The organism is Pseudomonas xantholysinigenes (assembly GCF_014268885.2).
GTDB lineage: Bacteria > Pseudomonadota > Gammaproteobacteria > Pseudomonadales > Pseudomonadaceae > Aquipseudomonas > Aquipseudomonas xantholysinigenes.
The window spans coordinates 1-22,847 of the sequence record NZ_CP077095.1 but is presented as its reverse complement, the minus strand read 5'-3'; the positions used below and the strand labels follow the sequence as shown (position 1 = coordinate 22,847).

General features: G+C 61.9%; 18 protein-coding genes. 7 read left to right on the top strand and 11 right to left on the bottom strand.

Features of this window, described 5'->3' with window-relative positions; all coding sequences use genetic code 11:
* Positions 1-83 precede the first annotated feature (83 nt).
* Both HU772_RS00090 and HU772_RS00085 read right to left on the bottom strand, forming a co-directional pair.
* The gene (locus HU772_RS00090; protein WP_186652842.1) at positions 84-971 is read right to left on the bottom strand and encodes a lysophospholipid acyltransferase; all 888 of its coding nucleotides are present in this window, start codon (positions 969-971) and stop codon (positions 84-86) included.
* 41 nt (positions 972-1,012) lie between these two features.
* Positions 1,013-1,564, bottom strand: a complete 552-nt coding sequence (locus HU772_RS00085) for a DNA-3-methyladenine glycosylase I (RefSeq protein WP_186652844.1) — start codon at positions 1,562-1,564, stop codon at positions 1,013-1,015.
* Positions 1,565-1,648: 84 nt separating this feature from the next.
* Here HU772_RS00085 and glyQ point away from each other — a divergent pair, with 84 nt between their 5' ends.
* The 4 genes from glyQ (at position 1,649) to HU772_RS00065 (ending at position 6,015) form a co-directional block, all read left to right on the top strand.
* Complete coding sequence (gene glyQ / locus HU772_RS00080; RefSeq protein ID WP_011531473.1) at positions 1,649-2,596, top strand: glycine--tRNA ligase subunit alpha; 948 nt, start codon at positions 1,649-1,651, stop codon at positions 2,594-2,596.
* A complete protein-coding gene (glyS, locus tag HU772_RS00075; RefSeq protein WP_186652846.1) occupies positions 2,593-4,647 on the top strand; it encodes a glycine--tRNA ligase subunit beta in 2,055 nt (684 codons plus the stop codon). The genes glyQ and glyS overlap by 4 nt, the downstream gene beginning before the upstream one ends.
* 4 nt (positions 4,648-4,651) lie before the next feature.
* A complete protein-coding gene (gmhB, locus tag HU772_RS00070) occupies positions 4,652-5,179 on the top strand; it encodes a D-glycero-beta-D-manno-heptose 1,7-bisphosphate 7-phosphatase (RefSeq protein WP_186652848.1) in 528 nt (175 codons plus the stop codon).
* A 65-nt stretch (positions 5,180-5,244) separates the two neighbouring features.
* Positions 5,245-6,015: a lysophospholipid acyltransferase family protein gene (locus HU772_RS00065; protein ID WP_186652850.1), complete on the top strand. Its 771-nt coding sequence runs from the start codon at positions 5,245-5,247 to the stop codon at positions 6,013-6,015.
* Between the two features lie 234 nt (positions 6,016-6,249).
* Here HU772_RS00065 and HU772_RS00060 read toward each other — a convergent pair whose 3' ends face one another.
* Positions 6,250-7,869, bottom strand: a complete 1,620-nt coding sequence (locus HU772_RS00060; RefSeq protein WP_186652852.1) for an MFS transporter — start codon at positions 7,867-7,869, stop codon at positions 6,250-6,252.
* Between the two features lie 97 nt (positions 7,870-7,966).
* The gene (locus tag HU772_RS00055) at positions 7,967-9,616 is read right to left on the bottom strand and encodes a GMC family oxidoreductase (RefSeq protein ID WP_186652853.1); all 1,650 of its coding nucleotides are present in this window, start codon (positions 9,614-9,616) and stop codon (positions 7,967-7,969) included.
* Positions 9,617-9,855: 239 nt separating this feature from the next.
* On the opposite strand from HU772_RS00055, the gene HU772_RS00050 reads away from it, so the two are divergent.
* Entirely contained in the window at positions 9,856-10,743 is an 888-nt protein-coding gene (locus HU772_RS00050; RefSeq protein ID WP_186652855.1) for a LysR family transcriptional regulator, read from the top strand.
* Here HU772_RS00050 and HU772_RS00045 read toward each other — a convergent pair.
* From HU772_RS00045 to HU772_RS00035, 3 genes are read right to left on the bottom strand one after another with little or no spacing between them, the layout of a single operon-like run.
* Positions 10,732-11,550 carry a sulfite exporter TauE/SafE family protein gene (locus HU772_RS00045; RefSeq protein ID WP_186652856.1) on the bottom strand — a complete coding sequence of 273 codons (819 nt, stop codon included), beginning with the start codon at positions 11,548-11,550 and terminating at the stop codon, positions 10,732-10,734. The genes HU772_RS00050 and HU772_RS00045 overlap by 12 nt on opposite strands.
* On the bottom strand, positions 11,547-12,827 hold the full coding sequence (locus HU772_RS00040) for an NAD(P)/FAD-dependent oxidoreductase (RefSeq protein ID WP_186652857.1): 1,281 nt from the start codon (positions 12,825-12,827) through the stop codon (positions 11,547-11,549). Before HU772_RS00040 ends, HU772_RS00045 begins: the two co-directional genes overlap by 4 nt.
* A 40-nt stretch (positions 12,828-12,867) precedes the next feature.
* Positions 12,868-13,752, bottom strand: a complete 885-nt coding sequence (locus tag HU772_RS00035; protein ID WP_186652858.1) for an MBL fold metallo-hydrolase — start codon at positions 13,750-13,752, stop codon at positions 12,868-12,870.
* 247 nt (positions 13,753-13,999) lie between these two features.
* Between HU772_RS00035 and HU772_RS00030 the strand changes: the two genes are divergently transcribed.
* Together HU772_RS00030 and HU772_RS00025 are read left to right on the top strand one after the other, a co-directional pair.
* Positions 14,000-15,298: a sigma-54 interaction domain-containing protein gene (locus tag HU772_RS00030; RefSeq protein ID WP_186652860.1), complete on the top strand. Its 1,299-nt coding sequence runs from the start codon at positions 14,000-14,002 to the stop codon at positions 15,296-15,298.
* Between the two features lie 305 nt (positions 15,299-15,603).
* A complete protein-coding gene (locus HU772_RS00025; RefSeq protein ID WP_186652863.1) occupies positions 15,604-16,521 on the top strand; it encodes an Abi family protein in 918 nt (305 codons plus the stop codon).
* A 108-nt stretch (positions 16,522-16,629) separates the two neighbouring features.
* Here HU772_RS00025 and gyrB read toward each other — a convergent pair whose 3' ends face one another.
* The 4 genes from gyrB to dnaA are packed head-to-tail and all read right to left on the bottom strand — an operon-like array spanning position 16,630 to position 22,847.
* Positions 16,630-19,050: a DNA topoisomerase (ATP-hydrolyzing) subunit B gene (gene gyrB / locus HU772_RS00020; protein ID WP_186652866.1), complete on the bottom strand. Its 2,421-nt coding sequence runs from the start codon at positions 19,048-19,050 to the stop codon at positions 16,630-16,632.
* A gap of 4 nt (positions 19,051-19,054) precedes the next feature.
* The gene (recF, locus tag HU772_RS00015) at positions 19,055-20,158 is read right to left on the bottom strand and encodes a DNA replication/repair protein RecF (RefSeq protein WP_186652868.1); all 1,104 of its coding nucleotides are present in this window, start codon (positions 20,156-20,158) and stop codon (positions 19,055-19,057) included.
* A 15-nt stretch (positions 20,159-20,173) separates the two neighbouring features.
* Positions 20,174-21,277: a DNA polymerase III subunit beta gene (gene dnaN / locus HU772_RS00010; RefSeq protein ID WP_134689112.1), complete on the bottom strand. Its 1,104-nt coding sequence runs from the start codon at positions 21,275-21,277 to the stop codon at positions 20,174-20,176.
* Positions 21,278-21,317: 40 nt separating this feature from the next.
* Positions 21,318-22,847, bottom strand: a complete 1,530-nt coding sequence (dnaA, locus tag HU772_RS00005) for a chromosomal replication initiator protein DnaA (protein ID WP_186652870.1) — start codon at positions 22,845-22,847, stop codon at positions 21,318-21,320.

Below are 22,847 nucleotides of genomic sequence, written 5' to 3'. Positions count from 1 at the left end.
GCAAGGCCGCTCCTACAGGAGATCGCATTACCCTGTAGGAGCGGCCTTGCGTCGCGAAAGGGGCGCAAAGCGCCCCCAGGTTCTTAATACCAACGTGTTTCCCCAGCCGGACGCTTCTTGAAGCGCTTCATGCTCCACATGTACTGGCTCGGATACTCGCGCACATAACGCTCGACCACCTTGCTCATGGCCGCTGCCGATTCAGTTACATCGGTGCTGTACATCGCTTCTGGTGCCGCTTCCAGGAACACCTTGAAGCCCGAGCCATCCGGCAGCCGCAGGGCATGCAGGAACACCCCGACCGCCTTGCCACCGGCCAGCATGTTCGGCACGAACTTGCTGGTCAGCGCCTGGGTACCCAGGAAAGGCACGAACACACCCGCCGACTCGGCCGGCTCTGGATCCGCAGGAATCCCCACCTGACCACCCCGGCGCACTTCCTTGATCACGCTGAGGATGCCTTCCTTGGTCGAAGGCGCCACGCGGTTGCCCATCTGCACGCGCTGTTCACGCAGCAGGTCATCCACCGCCTTCAGCTTGGGCGGACGATAGAAGATGATCGGTTTGCACTGGTTGCAATAGAAGTGATTGAGCACTTCCCAGTTGCCCAGGTGGCTGGTGATGCCCACCACGCCCTTGCCCGAGGCCAGGGCCTGCTCCAGCACTTCCAGGCCGTGCACTTCCTTGACCAGGTCCAACGAGCGCTGCGGTGGCCAGATCCAGGCACAGGCGCTCTCGACGAACGACTTGCCAATATCCTTCAATGCACGGCCCACCAGTTGCTCACGCTCGACCGGGTCCATCTCAGGGAAACACTTGGCCAGGTTGATGCGCACGACATTGCGCGAGCCATTGGGGATTTTCCACATCAGCCAGCCGATACCGGCGCCGACGCGCTGCACAGCGCTCCAGGGCAGCTTGGCAAACAGGCGCAGCACCCCGACCATCAGGGCGCCCTTGAACTTTTCCACAGGCGAATTCCTTATTTCAGCAAGGCGCGCATTGTAACCCCTCAGCGCAGCAAGGCGGCGTAGCGATCGCAGTCAGTGGTGTGGTCCATGACCATGCCGGTGGCCTGCATGAAGGCGTAGCAAATGGTCGGCCCGACAAAGGTGAAGCCGGCTTTCTGCAAGGCCTTGCTCATGGCCTTGGCCTCATCGGTGACCGCCGGCACATCGCCGCGGCCCTGGAAATGGTTGATCTTCGGCGCGCCGCCGACGAACGACCACAACCACTCGGCCGGGTTATCCACAGCCAGCCAGGCCAGGGCGTTGCGGCGCACGGCCTTGAGCTTGAGACGGTTGCGGATGATGCCGGGATCAAGCATCAGCTCCTCGATGCGCTCGTCGCTCAGGCGCGCCAGTTTCACCGGGTCGAAGCCATCCAGCACCTGGCGATAACGCTCGCGCTTCTTCAATACCGTGATCCACGACAATCCCGCCTGGAACCCTTCGAGCAAAAGCATCTCGAAGAGCAACGCCGGGTCGCGCTGCGGCGTTCCCCACTCCTGGTCGTGATAGGCCTGGTACAACGGATCGTCGGAACACCAAAAGCAGCGTGGCATAAGGCTCCAATAACGTAGAGGGCGAGGCGAATCGGGTTATACTCCCGCTCTTTACATCCGCATCCCCAGATACAGGTGAATTTCGTGAGCCAGCCTACGCCAGCCGTGCGTACCTTCCAAGACCTGATCCTCGCCCTGCAGAACTACTGGGCCGAGCAAGGTTGTGTGGTGCTTCAGCCCTACGATATGGAAGTAGGCGCCGGCACTTTCCATACCGCCACCTTCCTGCGCGCCGTGGGCCCAGAGACGTGGAACGCCGCCTACGTGCAGCCTAGCCGTCGCCCCGCCGACGGACGGTATGGCGAAAACCCCAACCGCCTGCAGCACTACTACCAGTTCCAGGTAGTGCTCAAGCCGAACCCGGCCAACTTCCAGGAGCTGTACCTCGGCTCGCTGAAAGCCATCGGCCTGGACCCGCTGGTTCACGACATCCGCTTCGTCGAAGACAACTGGGAATCGCCGACCCTCGGCGCCTGGGGCCTGGGTTGGGAAATCTGGCTGAACGGCATGGAAGTGACCCAGTTCACCTACTTCCAGCAAGTCGGCGGCATCGAGTGCTACCCGGTCACCGGTGAAATCACCTACGGCCTGGAGCGCCTGGCCATGTACCTGCAGGGCGTGGACTCGGTCTACGACCTGGTGTGGGCCGACGGCCCGTTCGGCAAGGTCACCTACGGCGACGTGTTCCACCAGAACGAAGTGGAGCAGTCGACCTACAACTTCGAGCACGCCAACGTCGAGAAGCTGTTCGAGCTGTTCGACTTCTACGAAAGCGAAGCGAACCGCCTGATCAAGCTGGACCTGCCGCTGCCGACCTACGAAATGGTCCTGAAGGCCTCGCACACCTTCAACCTGCTGGACGCCCGCCGCGCCATCTCGGTGACCGAGCGCCAGCGTTACATCCTGCGCGTGCGTACCCTGGCCCGGGACGTCGCGCAAAGCTATCTGCAAGCCCGCGCACGCCTGGGCTTCCCGATGGCCTCTCCCGAACTGCGTGACGAAGTGTTGGCTAAGCTGGAGGCTGCACAATGAGTGCTCAAGATTTCCTGGTTGAACTGGGCACCGAAGAGCTGCCACCGAAGGCCCTCGCCACCCTGGGCGACGCGTTCCTCGCCGGCATCGAGAAAGGCCTGCAGGCCGCCGGCCTGAACTACAGCGGCAAGCAGGTCTACGCCGCGCCGCGCCGCCTGGCCGTGCTGATCCGTCAGCTGGACGTGCAGCAACCGGACCGCAGCATCAACATCGACGGCCCGCCCCTGCAAGCGGCGTTCAACGCCGAAGGCCAGCCAACCCAGGCGGCCCTGGGCTTCGCCAAGAAGTGCGGCGTGGAACTGGCGGACATCGACCAGAGCGGCCCGAAGCTGCGCTTCTCCCAACACATCCCGGGCAAGGCCACCGCCAGCCTGCTGCCGACCATCGTCGAGGATTCGCTCAACGACCTGCCGATCCCCAAGCGCATGCACTGGGGCGCCAGCCGTGAAGAGTTCGTACGCCCGACCCAGTGGCTGGTGATGCTGCTCGGTGACCAGGTCGTCGATTGCACCATCCTGGCCCAGAAGGCCGGCCGTGAGTCCCGTGGCCACCGTTTCCACCACCCGGAAAACGTGCTCATCACCACCCCGGCCAACTACGTCGAGGACCTGCGCAAGGCCCACGTGCTGGCCGACTTCGCCGAGCGTCGCGAGCTGATCAGCAAGCGTACCGCCGAGCTTGCGATGCAGCAGGAAGGCACGGCCATCGTGCCACCGGCACTGCTGGACGAAGTGACTGCCCTGGTCGAATGGCCGGTGCCGCTGGTGTGCTCGTTCGAGGAGCGTTTCCTCGAGGTGCCACAGGAAGCGCTGATCACCACCATGCAGGACAACCAGAAGTACTTCTGCCTGCTGGACAGCGAAGGCAAGCTGCTGCCGCGCTTCATCACCGTGGCCAACGTCGAGAGCCGCGATCCGAAGCAGATCGTCGAAGGCAACGAAAAGGTCGTGCGTCCGCGTCTGACCGACGCCGAGTTCTTCTTCAAGCAGGACAAGAAGCAGCCGCTGGAAAGCTTCAACGAGCGCCTGAAGAACGTGGTGTTCCAGGCTCAGCTGGGCACCGTGTTCGACAAGGCCGAGCGCGTTTCCAAGCTGGCCGCCTTCATTGCCCCGTACATCGGTGGCAGCGCCGCCAATGCCGGCCGTGCCGGCCTGCTGTCCAAATGCGACCTGGCCTCGGAAATGGTCGGCGAATTCCCTGAAATGCAGGGTATCGCCGGCTACTACTACGCCCTCAACGACGGCGAGCCGGAAGACGTCGCCCTGGCGCTGAACGAGCAGTACATGCCGCGCGGTGCTGGCGCCGAGCTGCCGCAGACCCTCACCGGTGCCGCTGTGGCCATCGCCGACAAGCTCGACACCCTGGTCGGCATCTTCGGCATCGGCATGCTGCCTACCGGCAGCAAGGACCCGTACGCCCTGCGTCGCGCGGCCCTGGGCGTGCTGCGTATCCTGATCGAGAAACAACTGGACCTGGACCTGACCACCGCGGTCGAGTTCGCGGTCAAGCAGTTCGGTGCCAAGGTCAAGGCCGCCGGCCTGTCCGAGCAGGTGCTGGAGTTCATCTTCGACCGCCTGCGCGCGCGTTATGAAGACGAAGGCATCGACGTTTCCACCTACCTGTCGGTGCGTGCCCTCAAGCCAGGCTCGGCACTGGACTTCGACCAGCGCGTGCAGGCCGTGCAGGCCTTCCGCAAGCTGCCTGAAGCCGACGCCCTGGCCGCGGCGAACAAGCGCGTGTCGAACCTGCTGGGCAAGGCCGAAGGCGCCATCGCCGACCAGGTCGAGCCGAAGTACTTCGACAACGCCAACGAGTTCTCCCTGTACTCGGCCATCCAGCAGGCCGACCAGGCCGTGCAACCGATGGCGGCCGCGCGTCAGTACAGCGAAGCCCTGGCCCGCCTGGCGGCCCTGCGCGACCCAGTCGACGCCTTCTTCGAGGCGGTGATGGTCAACGCCGAGGACGCCAAGGTACGCGCCAACCGTTATGCCCTGCTCAGCCGCCTGCGCGGTCTGTTCCTGGGCGTGGCCGATATCTCGCTGCTGGGGTAAGTCGTTGAAACTGCTGATTCTTGATCGAGACGGAGTGATCAATCACGACTCCGACGCCTATATCAAGTCGCTGGAGGAATGGATCCCCATTCCCGGCTCGATCGAGGCCATCGCGCAGTTGAGCAAGGCGGGCTGGACGGTGGCTGTTGCCACCAACCAGTCCGGCATTGCCCGCGGCTACTACCCGCTGGAAACCCTCGAGGCCATGCACGCGCGCCTGCGCGCGCTGGTGGCCGAGCAGGGCGGCGAAGTCGGCCTGATCGTGCATTGCCCGCATGGCCCGGACGAGGGCTGCGACTGCCGCAAGCCCAAGCCTGGCATGCTGCGGACCATTGCCGAGCACTACCAGGTACCACTGACCGGCGTATGGTTCGTCGGCGACAGCAAAGGTGACCTGGAGGCGGCCCTGGCCGTCGATGCACAACCCGTGTTGGTGAAAACCGGCAAGGGCGAGCGGACCCTGGAAAAGGGCGTCGCAAAAACTACACTGATTTTCGACGATCTGGCAGCCATCGCCAGAGAACTTATTTAAAAGAGTGCGCCGGGACCTGCGCACTTTTCATTAGGCGGGCACGCCCCGCAACGGTACATGCCACTATGTCGATCCTGCAGGCGATCAGAATCTTTCTTTTTTACCTGCTGTTGGGCACCAGTTCGCTGCTGTGGTGCTCGCTGAGCTTCTTCGTCGCGCCTTTCCTGCCGTTCCCCAAGCGCTACAAGTTCATCAACGTGTACTGGTGCCGCTGCGCGCTGTTCCTGGTGCGAACGATCCTGCGGATCGACTACAAGGTCACCGGCGCCGAGAACGTGCCTGACGTACCTTGCGTGATCCTGTCGAACCACCAGAGTACCTGGGAGACGTTCTTCCTCTCGGCGTATTTCTCGCCGCTGAGCCAGGTGCTCAAGCGTGAACTGCTGTATGTGCCGTTCTTCGGCTGGGCCATGGCCATGCTGCGGCCGATCGCCATCGACCGGAAAAACCCGAAGGAGGCCCTGCGCCAGGTCGCCAGCCAGGGCGACGAGCTGCTCAAGCAGGGCACCTGGGTGCTGATCTTCCCCGAAGGTACTCGCGTGCCGCATGGGCAGATGGGCAAGTTCTCCCGCGGCGGCACCGCGCTGGCGGTGAACGCCGGCCTGCCGGTACTGCCGATCGCCCACAACGCCGGCAAGTTCTGGCCGCGTGAAGGCTGGGGCAAGCGCCCGGGCACCATCGAAGTGGTGATTGGCAAGCCGATGTTCCCCGAGGGGACTGGCCCGCGTGCCATCGCCGAGCTCAACGACCGTGCCCAGGCATGGAACGAGGCGACCCAGCGGGCCATGGGTTCGCTGCCGCCAAGCGCGGAAAAACCTGAGCAGCAGCCTGCCTGACGATCTGTGGATAACTTGTTAGCAATTTTTGGATGAAGCGTCTCAATACATAGCTAAGTGATTGAATTAGCTATTTATTTCCATGTATGACGTTTTTTCGAAAATCGTGCATAAGTTTTTTCCCGCGATAAAAAAACCGGCTTTTACGCCGGTTTTTTCATGGGCTGAAATCGCTGCAGGCTTTTTCGCGGGTATGTGGGAGCGGGTTTACCCGCGAAGAAGCCAGCGACAAACTCAGACCTTGTCGATATCCACATCCCGGGTCTCTTTCAGGCAGAAGATCCCCACCACCAGGCTCACCCCGGTAATCAGCACCGGGTACCACAGCCCATAGAAGATATCCCCGGTGTACACCACCAACGCGAACGACACTGTCGGTAGGAAGCCACCGAACCAGCCATTACCAATGTGATAAGGCAGGGACATCGAGGTATAGCGGATGCGCGTGGGGAACAGCTCGACCATCACCGCCGCCAACGGCCCGTAGGTCATGGTGGCGATCAGGATCATGGCGACGATCAGCACCACCACCATCACTTGGTTCACATGCGCGGGATCCGCCTTGGCCGGGTAGCCGGCGCTATCGATGGCGCTACGCATGGCCGCTTCGTCGAAACCATTGATGGTCTTGTCGCCGACGCTGACGATCACCTCGCTGCCGGCGACACTCACCGAGCTGTAGGGTAGCCCTTGCTTGACCAGGAACGTCTTGACCTTGTCGCATGGGCTGTCGAAGCGTGCCTTGCCCACCGGGTCGAACTGGAAGGTGCAGCCCTGGGGGTCGGCGGTGACGACGATCGGTGCCTGGCGACTGGCGGTGTCGATCTGCGGGTTGGCGTAATGGCTCAGGGCCTTGAACAACGGGAAGTACAGCACCGTCGCCAGCAACAGGCCAAGCATCAGGATCGGCTTGCGCCCGACCCGATCCGACAGCCAACCGAAGAACACGAAGAACGGCGCACCGATCACCACGCTGATGATCAGCAGGGTGTTGGCCTGGGCCGGGTCCATCTTGAGCATCTGGGTCATGAAGAACAGCACGTAGAACTGCGCGGTGTAGAAGGTCACCGCCTGCCCGGCATTGATGCTGAACAGCGCCGTAAGCACCACCTTCAGGTTCGGCCAGGAGGTGAACGACTCACGGATCGGCGACTTGCTGACCTTGCCCTGGGCCTTCATTTTCACGAAGGCCGGCGACTCATGCATGCTCATGCGGATCCAAGTGGAAATCGCCAGCAGCACGATCGACAGCAGGAACGGCAGGCGCCAGCCCCAGGTTTCGAACTGGTCGCCGCTGATGTAGCGGCTGGCCAGGACCACGACCAGTGACAGCAGCAGGCCGAGGGTGGCGGTGGACTGGATGAAGCCGGTATGGAAACCACGCTTGCCGGGTGGCGCGTGTTCAGCGACATAGGTGGCCGCGCCGCCGTATTCACCGCCCAGCGCCAAGCCCTGGAGCATGCGCAGCACCACCAGGATGATCGGCGCGGCGATGCCGATGCTGGCGTAGGTCGGCAGCAGGCCGACCGCGAAAGTGGACAGGCCCATCAGCACGATGGTCACCAGGAAGGTGTACTTGCGCCCGATCATGTCGCCCAGGCGACCGAACACCAGCGCGCCGAACGGGCGCACCAGGAAGCCGGCGGCGAAGGCCATCAGGGCGAAGATGAAGGCGGTGGTGTCGTTGACCCCAGCGAAGAACTGCTTGCTGATGACCGCGGCCAGCGCGCCATAGAGAAAAAAGTCATACCACTCGAACACCGTCCCGAGGGATGACGCGAAAATGATCTTGCGCTCTTCACGACGGCTTGGGCTGCTCGCGGCCGCCCCCTGTTCCTGGATGTAATCCGACATCGTTGCTGTCCTCGGCCCGCGGGCCACAGTGATTATTCTTGTTGTTCCACTGCCGGCGGCTTGCGACCACAAGCCGCCGCTGTTGCAAACACCCGGGTCAGGGCGTCGGTATCGCGCTGGCGTCGCTGAGGTTGGTCTGGGTATTGGCCCCCTTGATGATCAGTTGTGCCGCCTTTTCGGCAATCATGACCGTGGGTGAACAGGTATTGCCGGAGACAATCTGCGGCATGATCGAGGCGTCGGCCACGCGCAGCCCCGGAATGCCATGCACGCGCAGCTGGTTATCCACAACATCCAGCGCGCCACTGCCCATGCGGCAGGTGCCCACCGGGTGGAAGATGGTGGTGCCGATCTGGCCGGCGGCCTGGTGCAGCTCTTCCTCGCTCTGCAGGGCAGGGCCTGGCAGGTACTCGCGAGGATCGAAGGCCGCCAGGGCAGGGGCCTGGACAATGCGCCGGGTGAGGCGGATGGCATCGGCGGCAACGCGCAGGTCCTCGGGGTCACTGAGGTAGTTGGGGTCGATCAGCGGCGCGGCGTTCATGTCTGCCGAGCGAATGTCGATCCGTCCACGGCTTGCCGGGCGCAGGTTGCACACCGAGGCGGTGAAGGCCGGGAACTCATGCAGCGGTTCGCCAAAGCGCTCCAGCGACAATGGCTGCACATGGTATTGCAGGTTGGCGGTCGCCTGCTCGGGGCCGGATCGGGCGAAGGCTCCCAGCTGGCTCGGCGCCATGGCCAACGGGCCGCTGCGGTCAAAGGCATAGCGCAGGCCCATGCCCAGCTTGCCCCACAGGCTGTTGGCCATCTGGTTGAGGGTGCGAGTATTGCGGATCTGGTAGATCAATCGCAGTTGCAGGTGATCCTGCAGGTTACCGCCCACTCCGGGCATGTCGTGGCGCACCGGGATGCCCAGGTCTTCCAGCAACTTGCGCGGGCCAATGCCGGAGCGCTGCAGAATGCCGGGCGAACCCACCGCCCCCGCACACAGGATGATCTCGCGACGGGCGCCGAACTCATGCCATGCCCCTTGCCAGAGCGCCTTCACGGCCCGGGCACGGGTGTTGTTGAGCAGCACCTGGTCGACCTGCACGCCGGTCAAGACCGTGAGGTTCGGTCGTTTTAGAACAGGCCTGAGAAACGCCTTGGCCGAGTTCCAGCGCACGCCGCTGCGCTGGTTGACCTGAAAGTATCCACAGCCGGCGTTGTCGCCCGTGTTGAAGTCGCCGACCATGGCGATGCCACTCTGCTCGGCGGCATCGCGGAAGGCATCTAGGATCGGCCAGCTGTAGCGCTGCTGCTCGACCCGCCATTCGCCGTCGGCGCCGTGGCTGTCGCTGGTGCCGGCAAAGTGGTTCTCGCTGGCCTTGAACAAGGGCAGCACATCCTTCCACGCCCAGCCATCATTGCCTTGCTCGGCCCAGCGATCATAGTCGGCGGCCTGGCCGCGCATGTAGATCATGCCGTTGATCGACGAGCAGCCTCCCAGCACCTTGCCCCGTGGATAACCCAGGGCACGGCCGTTCAGGCCTGGCTGGGCCTCGGTCTTGAAGCACCAGTCGGTGCGTGGGTTGCCGATGCAATAGAGGTAACCGACCGGGATGTGAATCCAGGGATAGTTGTCGCGACCACCGGCCTCGAGCAGCAGGACGCGGCAGGCAGGGTCGGCGGACAAGCGGTTGGCCAGCAGGCAACCGGCGGGGCCGGCACCCACGACCACGTAGTCGTAGACAGAATCGGCTGATGGCATGTGCAACCTCGCGCCTGATTATTATTCTTGTCCCGATCCATCTTATTGATTAATTTCGCCGAGGAAACACGAGATTTCGCGCAGCCGTTGTGCGTTTTAGCACAGCGTCATACCTGAGCTGGCCCATTCGCGGGTAAACCCGCTCCCACAGGTTCACTGCCAATCCTGAGTTTGGCATTGACCCTGTGGGAGCGGGTTTAACCGCGAAAGGGCCAACGCGAACAGCCAAAAGGATCAGCATGTTCGACTGGAACGATCTGCGGTTTTTCCTCGAGTTGCAGCGCAGCGGCCGCCTGCTCACCGCCGCCAAGCGCCTCAACACCACCCACAGCACCGTGGCCCGGCATATCGAGAGCATCGAGAAGCACCTGGGCACCGCGCTGTTCGTCCAGCACGCCCAGGGCTATGAACTCACCCCGTCCGGCCAGGCCCTGCTCAAACATGCCGAGGCCATGGAAAATGTCGCCCTGCTGGCGCAGGAAGAGATCACCCAGGCCATCACGCCACTGGGCAAGATCCGCCTGGGGGTCACCGAAGGCATCGGCATCATGTTCTTCACCCCGCGCATGAACGCGTTGTTCCAGCGCTACCCGGGGCTCGAAGTGGAACTGGTGGCGGTGCCGCGCTTCGTCAGCATCCTCAACCGCGAAGCCGAGATCAGCATCCACCTGGAACGCCCCAGCGCCGACCTGTTGATCACCCGCAAGCTCACCGACTACCGCCTGGCCCTGTACGCCAGCCAGGACTACCTGGACCGCGCACCGCCCCTACACAGCCGCGAGGACCTGGCCCGACACAGCTGGATCGGCTATGTCGACGACCTGCTGTTCAGCCAGGAGCTGTTGTTCCTCAACAGCTTTTGCCGAGCACCGAACGTGGTGTTCCGCAGCACCAGCGTGATCGCCCAGCAGCAAGCCGCCCAGGCCGGGCTGGGCATCGCCGTGCTGCCCAACTACATGGCCCGCCACAACCCGGGACTGGTGCGCGTCCTGCCCAGCGAAACCATCCAGCGCAGCTACTGGATCTGCACCCGCCGCGAGCTGCACAAGTCGGTACGCCTGCGGGTGGTCTGGGACTATCTGCTGGCGTTGTGTGCCGCCGAGCAGGACGCGTTGCTAGCCGAGTAACGCCTTGGCGGCCAGCAGCACGGCGGCGCCACACCCCACCACGGCGAACAGCTGCTGCAGGCGTGGACCAGCCAGCTTGCTCGCCAATGGCCGCGCCAGCAGCAAGCCCAGCACCGCCCCCACGGCGAACGGCGCCCCGACCCACCAGTGCATGACCCCCGCCACGCTGGCGCTGACCACACTGCCAGTGGACACCAGGGCGATCACCGCCAGCGAGGTGGCGACGATGCTTTTCATGTTCAGGTTGGTATAGCGGTTCAGCGCCGGGATGATCACGAATCCACCGCCGACGCCCAACAACCCTGAGAGCAACCCCGAGAGCATCCCGGTGAACGCCAACGCCCGGGCGCAGGGCAGGGTCCAGCGCAGGCGCCCCTGCAGCGGGTTGAGCACACAGGGCATGATCTCCCGCTCCCCGCAGGGTGATTCACCACGCAGTTCTCGAGCGGCCTTGCGCCAGATCCGCAGGCAGGCATACACCAGCACCCCGGCAAATACCAAGGCCAGCGGTGTATTAGGCAAGCGATGGGCGAGCATCAGACCGAAGGGTGCGCAGGCAATGCCGATTACCGCGATGAACAGGGCCGCTCGATAGCGCACCAAACCCTGGCGCAGCCCGAGCACTGCCCCGACCAATGCTGCCAACCCCACAGCCAGCAGGCCAATCGGCGCAGCCTCGACCATGCTCAGCCCCAGGCCGAACACCAGTAGTGGCACCGCCAGGATGCCTCCGCCGGCGCCGGTCAGGGCCAACACCGCGCCAATGACTGCGCCAAGCCCGGCGCCCAGCATTTGCTGCTCGATCACCGTTGCGCCTCGACCACCAGAGGTTGCGGTCGAGCCAGCCACTCGCGGCCCTTGAGCATGGCCTTCCAGTACAGCGGCGGCAGGATCTGCGCCTTGAGCAACCAGGCCAGGCGGGTGGGTTTGCGCCCATCGAGCAGCCAGCGAGGGAAGCTCGGCGCCACCTTGCCGCCATAGGTGAACTCGGCCAGGACGATTTTGCCGCGCTCCACGGTCAGCGGGCAGGAGCCATAACCGTCGTACTGGGCCAGGGTCGACAAGCGACCGAGGGCCACCAGCACGTTGTTGGCCACCACCGGCGCCTGCTTGCGGGCAGCGGCGGCGGTCTTGGCGTTGCTGGTATTGGCCACATCGCCCAGCGCGTGGACATTACCGAACTGGCGATGGCGCAAGGTATGCGGATCGACGTCGACCCAACCCGCCGCATCGGCCAGTGGGCTCTGGCGGATGAAATCAGGCGCCACCTGAGGTGGCACCACATGCAGCATGTCAAAGGCCTCGACTCGGGTCTCGGTGCTGCCGTCGGGCAGAGTGCGGACAAAGGTAGCGCGCTTATTCGGGCCGTCCACCGCCGTCAGGCGATGCTGGTAGTTCAGATCGACGCCGTACTTGTCGATGTAGCTCATCAGCGCCGGCACATAGTCTGGCACACCGAACAACACCGCCCCGGCATTGAAGAAGCTGGCCCTTACATCGCCCAGCTGGCCGTTGCGCAACCAGTGGTCGCAGGACAGGTACAGCGCCTTCTGCGGGGCACCGGCACATTTGATCGGCATCGGCGGCTGGGTGAACAGGGCGCGCCCTTGCTTGAGGTTCTGCACCAGTTGCCAGGTATAAGGCGCCAGGTCGTAGCGGTAGTTGGAGGTGACGCCGTTGCGTCCGAGGGTTTCGCTCAGGCCTTCGATGGCCTGCCAATCCAGCTTCAGCCCTGGGCAGACCACCAGTTGTTCATAACTGACGGCGCGGCCATCGTCGAGGATGACCAATTGACCTTGCGGGTCAAAGCCCTCGACCCGCGCCTTGATCCAGCGCACGCCGCGGGGCAGGGTGGCAGCCATGGTGTGCGCAGTGCTCGGCGCCTTGAACACGCCGGCACCGACCATGGTCCAGCCGGGCTGGTAGTAATGCACATCGGCAGGGTCGATCAGGGCGATGTCCAGCGAAGGGTCGCGGGCCATCAGGCTGGAAGCGGTGGCGATGCCAGCGGCACCGGCACCGACGATCACCACCTTGTGGTGGTCGGCACGGGATGTATCGGCAGGGGACAGCAGGGCAGGCATGGCAGTGTTCCTTTGAATCTCGTTATGGGTGCAGCGTGACTTACAGCTTGTTCAGCGGAATCTTCAGGTAGCTCACGCCATTCGCTTCAGGCTCGGGGAACTGTCCGCTGCGCATGTTGATCTGCACCGACGGCAGGATCAGCACGGGCATGTCGAGGGTCTTGTCACGGGCCTCGCGCATCTCGACGAAGCTCTCTTCGCTGACGCCTTCATGGATATGAATATTGTCGGCGCGCTGTTCGGCCACGGTGGTCATGTAGCGCAGCTCGCGGCCACCGGGCAGGTAGTCGTGGCACATGAACAGACGGGTCTGGTCGGGGAAGGCCAGCAAGCGACGAATCGAGCGGTACAGGGTTCTCGCGCTGGCGCCGGGGAAGTCGCAGCGCGCGGTACCGTAGTCAGGGGTGAACAGCGTGTCGCCGACGAATACGGCAATCTCGCCTGCATCCTCGACCATGTAGCTCATGCATGCCGGGGTATGTCCAGGGGTATGCAGGGCACGGGCATGGAGGTTGCCGATGCGAAAGCCCTCTTCATCAACGAGCAGTACATCGAACTGGCTGCCATCTCGGGCAAAGCCGGGCTCGGCATTGAACAAGGTGCCAAAGACTTTCTGCACCTGGGTGATCTGCGCGCCGATGGCGATGCTGCCCCCCAGCTTGTCCTTGAGATAGGCCGCTGCGGACAGGTGATCGGCGTGCACATGGGTATCCAGAATCCATTGCACCTTGGCGCCCAGCGCCTCGACCCGGGCGATCAGCTTGTCTGCCGAATCGGTGCTGGTGCGCCCAGACTTGGGGTCGTAGTCCAGCACGCTGTCGATCAGCGCGCACTGGCGCGTCTCGCCATCCATGACCAGGTAGCTGATGGTCCAGGTCGCTTTGTCGAAGAACTCTTCAACGTGAAGGTTGTTGCCGATGATCATTGCACTCTCCAGTTATCCACCGGGCCTCCTTGAAGGCATAGGCAGTGGAAGGTGCTTTATCAAGATACATGCCAGCCTTTCAGATAGGACGCCGTCCCCTTGTAGGGGCGGCCTCGTGCCGCGATGGGCCGCGCAGCAGCCCTATCCCAGCCAACCAAAGGTGACAGTTCCTGGCAGTCGACTGTCAGCCAATGGCAGTGTTTGGCAGTCCTTGCTACCCTCGCCAGGTCCTTCATCTGGTGCTGTCATGCTAGCCGCTTCCCATCCCGCGATCCTCGCGCTGGTGTCCTATCTCGAACACGATGTGCTACCCAGCATCGTGCTGGATACCGACTACAACATCCTCGCCGCCAATGCCGCCTATCGTCGCCAGTTTGGCAGCGAGACGCATGCGCCGATCGGCGAGAAATGTCATCGCGTCTCGCACCACTATGCCGTTCCATGCGACCAGGCCGGTGAGCACTGCCCGCTGCGCAAGTCGCTGGGCAGCAAGGTACCCGAGCGCGTGCTGCATATTCATCACACCCCGCGCGGACCTGAGCATGTGGATGTGGAACTGCGCCCGATCCTCGACGACGAGGGCAGGGTGGTGGCCTTCGTCGAACGCCTCACCAGCGTCACCCTGGCATCGGCACAACCGCAACAGCAGGGCTTGGTCGGTCGTGCACCCGCGTTCCAGGCGGCAGTCGCCAGTTTGCAGCGAGCGGCACCGGCGCAGATTCCGGTACTGCTGCAAGGCGAATCGGGAACCGGCAAGGAACTGTTCGCCCGCGCCTTGCACCTGGGCAGCCCTCGGGCCAATGGCCCCTTGGTGGTGGTGGACTGTACCGGGCTGACCGAGTCACTGTTCGAGAGCGAGCTGTTCGGCTACGAGAAGGGCGCTTTCACGGGTGCAACCCAGCGCAAGATCGGCCTGGCCGAAGCCGCTCACGGCGGCACACTGTTCCTCGATGAGATCGGCGAGGTGCCATTGGCCATGCAGGTAAAGTTGCTGCGCCTGATCGAATCAGGCAGCTTCCGGCCTGTCGGCAGCACCCGCACGGTCCATTCGGACTTTCGCCTGGTATCAGCCACGCACAAGCCATTGAAAGAGATGGCGGCCGAAGGGACGTTCCGCGAAGACCTGTATTACCGCATCAGTGGATTCCCGATTCGCCTGCCTTCGCTGCGTGAACGGGCAGAAGATTTGCCTCTGCTGTGTGAAAGCCTTTTGCAGCGTCTTGCTGGCAAGCAGTCTCCCAAAGTAACTCCAGAAGCTCTGGCGTGGCTCAACCTACATAGCTTCCCGGGCAACATTCGCGAACTCAGGAATATCCTAGAGCGCGCCCATCTTTTCGCCGATGATGGTTTTATCCGGCCAGAACACCTGCCTCCGGATATCCAGCCGACGGCGAAGCAGAAGCTGTTCCCCGCTCACGGACGCAACACAATGGCCGAGTTAGCTCATGCCCTGGAAACCTTTAAAGGCTCACGCAGTGAACTGGCCGAATACTTGGGAATGAGTGAGCGCACCTTGTACAGACGCCTGAAGACGTTGGGCCTCTGAATCACATGTTCCACGTGGAACGTTGAAAGAATGCTTTGCAAATCCAACGATCCGAAACCTGGTAAACGCTACTAGGAAGTTTCGCTACGCGCTTTCAGTACCAGAATCGTCAACCGAATTCGGTTGACGATTGATACAACTATCGGCAGACTGAACTCAATCGCGCCCGATCCTCTGGTGCTGGCTTAGTCCGGCATTACGTTCGGGCCTTCTCGTATCTGGGACATGGAAAAGTGCCGCAGCTATCACCTCCCAAGCCTTTCCGTAGCTATACCGATCTGGTAGCGATACTGGCGGAGCGGGGCATGCATATCGAAGATACGACGCGGACCGAGCGTAAACTGGCCCAGCTCGGCTACTACCGGCTGAGTGGATTCTGGTATCCCGCACGCCAATTCCATCTTGACCCCCATCAACAACGTCTGTTGTGCAGCATATCTAGAAAGCCCATTCGGCTGGATGCATTCGAACCAGGTACAGCCTTCGAAGATGCCGTTTCGCTTTACAAGTTCGACAAGACCTTGAGGATGCTCATGCTGGATGCGATCGAGCGTCTGGAGGTACATCTAAAAACTGTAGTTGCACATGAGATCGGCTATCACGACCCCATGGCGTATACAGACGTGAAATACATCCTGCCGAAATGGACCCAGCCATACACCGATCGTAATGGCAACCCGCGTAACAAATGGCTCGAATGGAGCATCAAGCAAGAGTCACATTTGAAGCGCAGCAAGGAAGACTGTATTCAGTGGCACATGCAAGCGAAAAAATCCATTCCAGTCTGGGTTGCGGTGGAGGCCTGGGATTTCGGGGACCTCTCCGAATTCTTCGAGTTGCTTTCTGGGAAGTACCAGAACTTGATCCTTGGCCGACTAGGTCTCTCAGACGCGAAAATGTTCAGTCGCTGGCTACAACAGATCAGCCACCTGCGCAATCGCTGCGCTCACCATACCCGAATCTGGAACCAGGCCTCGCCAAATCCTCTCTCGGTGCCAGCCAATCACCCGTACTTTCAGCCCCTGCAGCTCAACGAAAGCTCTCGAAAGCGGCTGTACGGGTTGATATCCATAATTTGGTTCTTGCTCAAGCGAATAGCACCAAGCTCAACTTGGATCCGGGAGGTCGGATCCTTGGTGGACACCAAGCCAAACCTACCGGGATGCACTTATGAGGCAATGGGATTACCAGTCACAGGGTTCCCTCGACACCTGTTCAGCTAACCATTGCATCAGCCACTCGATAGTCCCTCGGTAACACGAGTCAGTCACCAAAGAAAAAGCCCGCTTTCGCGGGCTATTTTCTTTGATCTACTAGTACATATAGCGCTATCAGAAGTCCAGGTTGGACACCGACAGCGCGTTACTTTCGATGAAGTCACGACGTGGCTCGACCGCATCGCCCATCAGGGTGTTGAACAGCTGGTCGGCGGCGATCGCGTCCTCGATGGTCACCTTGAGCATACGGCGCACGGTCGGGTCCATGGTGGTTTCCCACAACTGGTCCGGGTTCATCTCACCCAACCCTTTGTATCGCTGGATAGTGTGACGCTTGGTGCTCTCGTTCATCAGCCAGTCCAGGCCTTCCTTGAACTCGGTGACCGCCTTGCGACGCTCGCCACGCTGAACGTAGGCACCTTCGCCGAGCAAGGTGCCGAGCTTGGCGCCCAGGTTGACCACCGAGCGGTAGTCGTTGCTGCCGAAGAACTCGCGGTTGAAGGTGACGTAGCTGGCCAGGCCGTGGGAAGTGATTTCCACTTCCGGCAGCCAGATGTTGCGCTCCTTGTCTTCGCGCAGGCTGGTCACGTAGCTGAGACCGGACTTCTGGCTATTGTTCAGGCGCTCCTGGAACTTGCTCAACCAATCCTGCATGGTGGCATGGTTGGCCAGTTGCTCCAGGGTGACTTCCGGCAGGTAGATGAAGTGCTCGGTCAGCTCTTCCGGGTACAGGCGCGACAGACGCTTGAGCGTCTTCATCACGGCGCGGAATTCGTTGACCAGCGCTTCGAGCTGCACACCGGAAACCGCCGGTGCCGACTCGTCCAGGTGCAGGCTGGCGTCTTCCAGGGCCGACTGGGTCATGTACTCTTCCATGGCCTCGTCGTCCTTGATGTACTGCTCCTGCTTGCCTTTCTTCACCTTGTACAGCGGTGGCTGGGCGATATAGATGTAGCCACGCTCGACCAGCTCTGGCAACTGACGGAAGAAGAAGGTCAGCAGCAGGGTACGGATGTGCGAACCGTCGACGTCAGCATCGGTCATGATGATGATGTTGTGATAACGCAGCTTGTCGATGTTGTACTCTTCGCGGCCGATGCCACAGCCCAGGGCGGTGATCAGCGTGCCGACCTCCTGGGACGAGATCATCTTGTCGAAGCGTGCCTTCTCGACGTTGAGGATCTTGCCCTTCAGCGGCAGGATCGCCTGGGTGCGACGGTTGCGGCCTTGCTTGGCCGAACCACCCGCGGAGTCACCCTCCACCAGGTACAGTTCGGAAAGGGCAGGGTCCTTCTCCTGGCAGTCGGCCAGTTTGCCCGGCAGGCCGGCGATATCCAGCGCGCCTTTACGGCGGGTCATCTCACGGGCCTTGCGCGCTGCTTCGCGAGCACGGGCGGCGTCGATCATCTTGCCGACCACGGCCTTGGCTTCGTTGGGGTTCTCCAACAGGAAGTCGGCGAAGTACTTGTTCATCTCCTGTTCCACGGCGGTCTTCACCTCCGAGGAAACCAGCTTGTCCTTGGTCTGCGAGCTGAACTTCGGATCCGGTACCTTGACCGAGATGATCGCGGTCAGGCCCTCACGGGCGTCATCACCGGTGGTGGCGACCTTGTTCTTCTTGGCCAGACCTTCCTGCTCGATGTAGCTGTTCAAGCTACGGGTCAGCGAGGAGCGGAAGCCGACCAGGTGGGTGCCACCGTCGCGCTGGGGAATGTTGTTGGTGAAGCACAGCAGGTTTTCGTTGAAGCTGTCGTTCCACTGCAGGGCGACTTCGACACCCACGCCATCGTCACGCTGGACGTTGAAGTGGAAGACCTGGGAGTTGACCGGGGTCTTGTTGGTGTTGAGGTATTCAACGAATGCGCGCAGGCCACCTTCGTAACGGAAGAACTCTTCCTTGCCGGAGCGCTCGTCCTTCAGCAGGATGCCAACACCAGAGTTCAGGAAAGACAGCTCGCGAATGCGCTTGGCGAGGATGTCCCAGCTGAAGTGGATGTTCTTGAAGGTTTCCGCCGATGGCTTGAAGTGGATGTGGGTGCCGGTGGTTTCGCTATCACCGACCACAGCCATAGGCGCTTGTGGAACACCGTGGACGTAAGTCTGTTCCCAGATCTTGCCGCTACGGCGAACGGTGAGCACCAGTTTCTCGGACAGGGCGTTCACCACCGACACACCTACACCGTGCAGACCGCCGGATACCTTGTAGGAGTTGTCGTCGAACTTACCGCCGGCGTGCAGCACGGTCATGATGACCTCGGCTGCGGAAACGCCTTCTTCTTTATGCACGTCGACCGGAATACCACGGCCGTTATCACGGACGCTGATGGATTCGTCCGGGTGAATGATGACGGTGATGTCATCGCAGTGCCCGGCCAGGGCTTCGTCGATCGAGTTGTCGACCACCTCGAACACCATGTGGTGCAGGCCGCTGCCGTCATCGGTGTCGCCAATGTACATGCCGGGACGTTTGCGTACGGCATCCAGCCCTTTCAGCACCTTGATGCTGGAGGAGTCGTACGTTTGATTTTCGCTCATGCCTTCACTCCCGATGGTCGTGGCTCTGGGTGATACGGCCCTGTTCCACGTGGAACAAGGCGACTGGCGTTTCCGTCTGCCAGCCTTCCCTCAGAAATTCGTGGTCTACACAGGTGATGAACACCTGGCAGTTCAATTCTTCAAGCAAGCGGCACAGGGCGCGGCGATGCTGCTCGTCCAACTCGGACGGCAAGTCATCCACCAGATAAATACACTGACCGCGGCGAACCTGGCTGACCAAATGCCCTTGGGCAATTCGCAAGGCACACACCACCAGCTTTTGCTGGCCCCGCGAAAGAATGTCAGCCGCGTTGTTCGCGCCCAATCGCAGGCGTAGATCGGCGCGCTGGGGACCGGCCTGGGTATGGCCCATCTGCTGATCGCGAAGCAGGGAAGTAGCGAGGACTTCGTTGAGTTCCCGGTCCTTATCCCAGCCGCGGTAGTAGCTCAGGGTCAGCCCGTCCAGTTCGACCAGCTCGCTCAGGGTCCGCTCGAAGACGGGCTTCAAGGCCTTGATATAGTTGCGACGGTATTCATCCAATTCCGCACTGGCGAGGCACAGCTCCCGATCCCAGGCGGCTTGCGAAACGGCGTCCAGTGTACCATGCCGCAGCCACGAGTTCCGCTGTCGCAGGGCCTTCTGCAGGCGCTGCCAGGTGGCCATGAAACGTGGTTCCACGTGGAACACACCCCAATCGAGAAACTGCCGACGCACCTTGGGGGCGCCCTCGAGTAACCTGAAACTGTCCGGGTTGATCAGTTGCAGCGGCAACATTTCGGCCAGTTGCGCAGCGCTGCGGGCATTCTGCCCATCGATGCGGATGGTGAACTCGCCTTGCCGCTCCCGCGAAACCCCGAGGTTGCTGGTGCCACCTTCGGCCAGCTCGACCTCGCCGAACACCGTGCAAGTCGCTTGCTCGTACTGGATCACCGGGTTCAGTCGGGTACTGCGGAACGAACGCGCCAACCCAAGCAGGTGCACAGCTTCGAGCACACTGGTCTTGCCGCTGCCGTTGGCGCCGTAAAGGATATTGATGCGGGGGGAGGGTGAGAGGGTCACCGGGTGCAGGTTGCGCACCGCGGTGACCGAGAGACGTCGAAGGGACATGTCGCCTGCTTTAGGTTACAGACGCATCGGCATGACAACGTAGGACGAGTCGTCATTGCCGGCTTCCTGCAGCAGGGCGCTGCTGTTGGAGTCGGACAGAATCAGGCGAACCTGTTCAGTGGTCATGACGCCCAGCACGTCCAGCAGGTAGCTGACGTTGAAACCAATCTCCAGCGAGCTGCCGTTGTAGTCGACGCTGATTTCTTCTTCCGCTTCTTCCTGCTCCGGGTTATTGGCCTGGATCTTCAGTTGGCCGGCAGCCAGTTGCAGGCGAATACCGCGGTACTTCTCGTTGGACAGGATCGCGGTACGGCTGAACGCTTCGCGCAGGGCTTGGCGATCGCCGATCACCAGCTTGTCGCCGCCCTTGGGCAGCACGCGCTCGTAGTCCGGGAACTTGCCATCGACCAGTTTGGAGGTGAAGGTGAATTCACCGGTGGTCGCGCGAATGTGGTGCTGGCCGAGGACGATGCTGACCATGCCTTCCGGATCGGTGAGCAGGCGCGCCAGTTCGAGGATACCCTTGCGCGGCACGATGACCTGGTGGCGGTCCGCCTGGCCGATTGGCGCCTGCATGGCACACAGGGCCAGGCGGTGACCGTCGGTGGCAACGGCGCGCAGGGTGTCGGTGGACACTTCCAGCAGCATGCCGTTGAGGTAATAACGTACGTCCTGCTGGGCCATGGCAAAGCTGGTGCGCTCGATGAGGCGGCGCAACTTGCTCTGCTCGAGGTTGCAGGTCAGCGAGCCCGGGCCTTCTTCCACAGTCGGGAAGTCATTGGCCGGCAGGGTCGACAGGGTGAAACGGCTGCGGCCGGCCTTGACCAGTAGCTTCTGCTCATCGACCTTGATGTCGATCAGCACATCGCTGGGCAGGCTCTTGCAGATGTCCATCAGCTTGCGCGCCGGGACCGTGATCTCGCCCGGCTCCGCGGGTTCTTCCAGCTGGACGCGGCCAACCAGTTCGACTTCCAGGTCGGTACCGGTCAACGACAACTGCTGGCCTTGCACGACCAGCAGCACGTTGGACAGTACCGGCAAGGTCTGGCGGCGCTCGACGACGCCTGCGACCAGTTGCAGGGGTTTCAACAGGGCTTCGCGTTGAATGGTGAAATGCATGGTCTAGTCCCTTGCCTTCAATAAGCTGCGCAGACGGCCATCAGGTCGTCAGCGTACGCAGCAGGTTCTTGTAGTCCTCGCGGATGTCCGCGTCGGATTCCTTCAGTTCGTTGATCTTGCGGCAGGCGTGCAGCACGGTGGTATGGTCGCGGCCACCAAACATGTCGCCGATTTCCGGCAAGCTGTGGTTGGTCAGCTCTTTCGACAATGCCATGGCTACCTGGCGCGGGCGCGCCACGGAGCGTGAGCGACGCTTGGACAGCAGATCGGAGATCTTGATCTTGTAGTACTCGGCCACGGTGCGCTGGATGTTATCCACACTGACCAGCTTGTCCTGCAGTGCCAACAAGTCCTTGAGCGATTCCCGGATCAGCTCGATGGTGATATCGCGGCCCATGAAGTGCGAGTGGGCGATCACCCGTTTCAAGGCGCCTTCCAGTTCGCGCACGTTGGAACGAATGCGCTGGGCAATGAAGAACGCGGCGTCGTGCGGCAGTTCGACCTTGGCCTGGTCGGCCTTCTTCATCAGGATCGCCACGCGGGTTTCCAGCTCAGGCGGCTCGACCGCCACGGTCAAGCCCCAGCCGAAGCGCGATTTCAGGCGTTCTTCCAGGCCTTCGATTTCCTTCGGGTAGCGGTCACTGGTGAGGATCACCTGCTGGCCACCCTCAAGCAGGGCGTTGAAGGTGTGGAAAAACTCCTCCTGCGAACGCTCCTTGCGGGCAAAGAACTGGATATCGTCGATCAGCAGCGCGTCGACCGAACGGTAGAAGCGCTTGAATTCGTTGATGGCGTTGAGTTGCAGCGCCTTGACCATGTCGGCGACGAAACGCTCCGAATGCAGGTACACCACCTTGGCATTCGGGTTCTTCTTCAGCAGGTGGTTACCCACAGCGTGCATCAAGTGGGTCTTACCCAAGCCAACGCCGCCATAAAGGAACAATGGGTTGTAGCCATGCTTGGGGTTGTCGGCCACCTGCCAGGCCGCTGCGCGGGCCAGCTGGTTGGACTTACCCTCGACGAAGGTTTCAAAGGTAAAGGTACGGTTCAGGTAGCTGGTGTGCTTGAGCGCGCCCTCGACCTGCACCGTGCGCTGTTCGGTGCGCCCGCTGGTGGCTGGCGCAGGCGTTGGTTCGGCCATGCTGTCGAAACTGTCACGGGAGCTTGGCTCTTCAACGGCTTCGGCGACGACTGCCGGCTCGGCCGCAGGTGTGCTGGCCGGCTCGAGCGGACGCACGACCTGTGCGCTCTGCTGAACTTGTGCCTGCTGCGCCGCGACCGCGGCGCTTACCGGCGCGTTGGGGGCGGCGCGCGGCGCCGAGCTGCGGCGGCTGCCTATTAATAAGGAAAGGGCGGGCGCAATGCCGCTGCCCTGTTCGCCAAGCAGCTCCAGCAAACGGCCAAGGTACTTTTCATTGACCCAATCGAGAACGAAGCGGTTGGGCGCATAGACGCGCAACTCGTCGCCTTCGGCTTCGACCTGTAGCGGACGGATCCAGGTGTTGAATTGCTGGGCAGGCAGTTCATCGCGCAGAAGCTCCACGCACTGCTGCCAAAGTTCCACTGACAC